The 3,116-nt window shown below is 60.8% G+C and carries 3 protein-coding genes; 1 reads left to right on the top strand and 2 read right to left on the bottom strand.

Translation table 11 applies throughout. The features are described from left to right. The first annotated feature begins 161 nt into the window (after nucleotides 1-161). Entirely contained in the window at nucleotides 162-797 is a 636-nt protein-coding gene (locus FS320_RS40750; protein ID WP_152718223.1) for a Gfo/Idh/MocA family protein, read from the top strand. Nucleotides 798-965: 168 nt separating this feature from the next. Here FS320_RS40750 and FS320_RS40755 read toward each other — a convergent pair whose 3' ends face one another. Both FS320_RS40755 and FS320_RS40760 read right to left on the bottom strand, forming a co-directional pair. After that, nucleotides 966-1,943, bottom strand: coding sequence for an aldo/keto reductase (locus FS320_RS40755; RefSeq protein ID WP_152718225.1), 978 nt, complete (start codon nucleotides 1,941-1,943; stop codon nucleotides 966-968). A 196-nt stretch (nucleotides 1,944-2,139) separates the two neighbouring features. Next, nucleotides 2,140-3,116, bottom strand: a 977-nt coding sequence (locus tag FS320_RS40760) for an enolase C-terminal domain-like protein (protein WP_274597293.1), incomplete at its 5' end; no start/stop codon positions are given.

A 3,116-nucleotide genomic window follows, 5' to 3' on the forward strand; every position in this document is an offset into this window, starting at 1 on the left:
GTGCGGGCTTGCGGATGAAGGGAGTGCATCACGTCCTCCTGCGGTGAGAAGCTCGGCGTCGCAGGCCGTCAAAGCGCCAAGTGTACTCCTCAATGGCGTAACGCACCCGATCCCAACAACGTTCCGCCACCAAACAACTAAAACTCGTTCACACCGGATATATGCGGCGGTACGACCCGACCTATAGAGAACTGAAGGCCACTCTGCAGGCGCGAACGCTTGGCGAGGTTCGGATCCTTCATAATCAGCATCGTAACCGGTCTGCGCCGGATTGGTTTACCGCCGACATGGCAGTCACGAATTCATTTGTGCATGAGATCGACGTCAGCCGCTGGTTACTCGGCACGGAGTTCAAGGCTGTCACGGTTGTGGCATGCGGCAGCGACCGGCCTGGCGTGGCTGCCGACTCGCTCCTCATTACCTTGGAGGCCGAGAACGGCGCACTTGTCTCGACAGAGGTCTTCTTGAATGCAGGTTACGGCTACCATGTCCACGCAGAGGCGGTGTGCGAGCGGGGAGGGGTACGCATGGGTCAACCTGCCCTGACGTCCGTCCTCTTCGAAGGATCTGACAGGGCAGCCTTTCCTGCGAATTGGATTCCCCGTTTTGCTGATGCTTATCGCCTGCAGAATCAGGCGTGGGTGAATGCGATTCACTCTGGTACTCTCGATGCTGACGCGTCGTCGTCGTGGGATGGATACCTGGCAAGTTACATCGCTGAGAGGACGTTAGAGGCGTTGAAGTCGGGTCGGCGCATCGAACTGCAGACACCTCGGCGGGCAGACAAGGAGCGTTAGCGCGTGGGCCGGCGTGCGGCTTTCGGGACGAAAACAAGTCCGTCGCTGATGCTGCATCAGAGCGTCCGGTGAAATCCGTATTGTCAGTCAGATCTTCAGTCGTGCTACCTGAGTGACCCATTCGGACCGAGGCGATGGAACTTTCCCAGGTTGCTGCAACCGAGCCGCTCACCCGAGCTTGTAATGGCGGGTCGCCTCTGGATCTTCGGTTGTGGCCGGCACCGACGACAGCTCACTCCAGACAAGATCCGGAATGGGGCGTTGCGCCCATTCGAGAGTCTGCGCGATGCGCTCCGGCCGACTGACGCCACAGATCGTCGAGGTAATCCGCGGGTCCCGCAGGGAGAATTGCAGAGCAAGAGCGCCAAGTGGAATATTGTGCTGGCGGCAGACCGCTTCGAGGCGGTGGATGGGTGCGAGCCGATCGCTGGCCGCGTCCTGGTAGGCGTAGCGGGCATACTGGTCCGAGCCCTTGGCGAGAATGCCACTGCCGTAGGGTGCCGCATTCAGAATTGCAATCCCTTTTGCATGGGCGAAGTCGATCATTGGCTCTGCGTTGCGGTTGACAAGGGTGTAGCGATTGTGGGTGATGAGCGCGTCGAAGTCCCAGTCGCGCAGGAGCGGCATCATCACGTCGATACGACCTGCTGCGAGGCCGACCGCCGTCGCTAGCCCTTCGTCCCGCATCTTGAACAGCTCACGCAAAGCACCATACGGGCTGGTGATCTCGTCCAGTGAGGCTGCATGTTCGGGATCGTGAAGGTGCAGCAGGTGGACCTGCTCCAGCCCCAAGGCTGCGAGGCTCTCTTCGAGGGAGCGGCGTGCCTGAGCCGCATCGAATCGGCCCGTCTCCGGATCTCGATCAAGCTTGGTCGACAGAACGAATCCGGCGGGAAGTCCGCCGCGCTCGCGGATTACCGCCCCGATCCTTTCTTCACTGCGCCCGAGCCCGTAGTTCCGGGAGGTGTCGAGGAAGTTTACCGGCCCGGCGAAGATCGTCCGGATGGTCTCCTTGGCCTGGTGTTCATCAACCCCATAGCCATAGGTATCCGGCATGTCTCCGAGGGCTGAGGTGCCGAAACAGAGCTTCGACACCGAGAGATGGGTGCGGCCTAAGGCAACTGTCTTTGCGCCGGGTTCTGGCATGTCTCTTCCCCTCCGAAGTATCGGGCGTTGAAGATGTTGGGCCAAGAGCCGGCAGCATGCAACCAGCGTCACGCCAGTCACCTTGCCGGCAACTGTGTCGCTTGGATGGTTCGGTGAACCGACCGAGCGCAGCCAATGGCGTAGACTACAAACCGCAAATGCTTCTCGGGCCCCAAGCCCGAGCAGGCTTCGGAAGTCAGGTCACTGACCAGGCGCTTTGCGACCCTGCGGCGGACCCGGGGAAGAGATGCTGCTGGATCGAGGCCTGCTTCATCTCGATGGAGAAGCCCGGACGCTGGGGCGGCATGTAAGCCGCATCCCGGATCACGCAGGGATCGACGAAGTGCTCATGGAGATGATCCACATACTCGATCACTCGCTCGTCCTTCGTGCCGGATGCGGACAGATAGTCGATCATCGAGAGGTGCTGAACATACTCGCACAGGCCGACGCCTCCGGCATGCGGCCAGACCGGCAGGTTGAACTTGGCGGCCATGAGCAGCACCGCCAGTACTTCGTTCAGCCCGCCGATCCGGCAGGCATCGATCTGCACAATGTCGATGGCGCCACGGGTGATGAACTGCTTGAACAGAATGCGGTTCTGGCACATCTCACCGGTCGCGACCTTCACGGGCGCAATGGCCTCGCGGATCGTGCGGTGCCCTTCTACATCATCTGGACTAGTCGGCTCCTCAATGAAGTAGGGCTCGGCGAACTGCAGCTGCCGGAGCCAACCAATCGCCTGGTCGACCTCCCACACCTGGTTGGCATCGATCATCATCTTCACGTCCGGACCGATGACCTGGCGGCAGATGCGCAGGCGGCGGATGTCGTCCTCAAGATCGCGGCCGACCTTCATCTTGATGTGCCGGAACCCGGCCGCAACCGCCTCAGACGCAAGCCGGGAGAGCTTTTCGTCGCTGTAGCCGAGCCAGCCAGCCGAGGTGGTGTAGCAGGCATAGCCCTCCTGCTGCAGAATTGCCTTCCGCTCGGCTTTGCCGGCCGCAGCCCGCTGGAAGATCGCTAGAGCGCGTTGACATTCAGGCTTTCGACGGACTCGCAAATCTGATTCAAGCTCCTTTTGGGCGCGGAGGCTTGGGTGAGCGGAGTTCGTCTGATGTTGAAAGATCACCAGTGGGATCGGATGGAGCCGCATTTGCCGGGCAAACGCAT

The sequence above is a fragment of the Microvirga tunisiensis genome (assembly GCF_009296175.1).
In the GTDB taxonomy this organism is placed as follows: domain Bacteria; phylum Pseudomonadota; class Alphaproteobacteria; order Rhizobiales; family Beijerinckiaceae; genus Microvirga; species Microvirga tunisiensis.

Excerpts from the sequence above, each read along its gene's own strand:
- FS320_RS40750 (WP_152718223.1), top strand. The coding sequence starts at position 162 with ATGCGGCGGTACGACCCGACCTATAGAGAACTGAAGGCCACTCTGCAG.
- FS320_RS40755 (WP_152718225.1), bottom strand. The coding sequence starts at position 1,943 with ATGCCAGAACCCGGCGCAAAGACAGTTGCCTTAGGCCGCACCCATCTC.